Here is a 790-nt window from a genome sequence, read left to right as displayed (position 1 = left end):
TGATTTCGTAAGGTGGTCGGACTGCCGCTCTACATTCGGCCTGTATACTGGCTTCTCAGCCATGGCCATGATGAAACGCGCTGAACGGGACCTCATTCGTTAGACGGCCTTTAGTGGCCCCCCGCACAGGCAGGTTTACCCGTTCTGGTCTGAGCCTTACGTCATCAGCGCCCTCGCGATAATCCGGTGGGTGTCTTCAGCGTTCGTCGCCTTAGGCGGCGAACGCTTTATACTCTTTACCTGACTGCAATATTGCCCAGATGATACGGGCGTTCTTCGCCGCCAACGCCACGGTGGCGCGCTTGTAGCCACGCCGTTCAATCAACGCCTTACACCATAGGCTCAGGCGATCCTGCTTATCTTTGATCGTTGCCAGCACCGCGCGTGTGCCGTGAATCAACAGCATGCGCAGGTACTTGTCGCCGCGCTTGGTGATACGCCCCAGGCGGGGTTTACCTCCGGTCGAGTATTGCCGGGGTACCAGGCCCAATAAGGCGGCGAAATCCCGGGCGCTGTCACAGTGTTGCGCGCGTCCAACCGAGGCGACGATGGCGGTGGCCGTCTGCGCCCCCACACCGGGAATGGTCATCAGGCGTTGAACGGTTTCGCTATGCTTGGCGATGATGTCGAAGCCGAGCTCACTCTCATCGATGCGCTGGTTGAGCAGCTTCAGATGGGCGTAGCACTCACCGATCAGTGACCGTGCGAGCGTGGGTAAGCCGTTCTCGGCGTCTTCCAGAATCAGCGGCAGTTCGCGCTGCAAGGTCCAACGGCTCTGGGGCACGATGAT

The 790-nt window shown here is 59.6% G+C and carries 1 protein-coding gene; it reads right to left on the bottom strand.

The genetic code is table 11. The features are described from left to right. Positions 1-211: 211 nt before the first annotated feature. Positions 212-790 (bottom strand): IS110 family RNA-guided transposase (locus IEX40_RS21990; RefSeq protein WP_188752418.1); only part of this gene is annotated, 579 nt, incomplete at its 5' end.

It is taken from the genome of Marinobacterium zhoushanense (genome assembly GCF_014641945.1).
In the GTDB taxonomy this organism is placed as follows: Bacteria; Pseudomonadota; Gammaproteobacteria; order Pseudomonadales; family Balneatricaceae; genus Marinobacterium_D; species Marinobacterium_D zhoushanense.
Note: the sequence above shows the minus strand (reverse complement) of the source record. Positions and strands in the feature narration are given on the sequence as shown.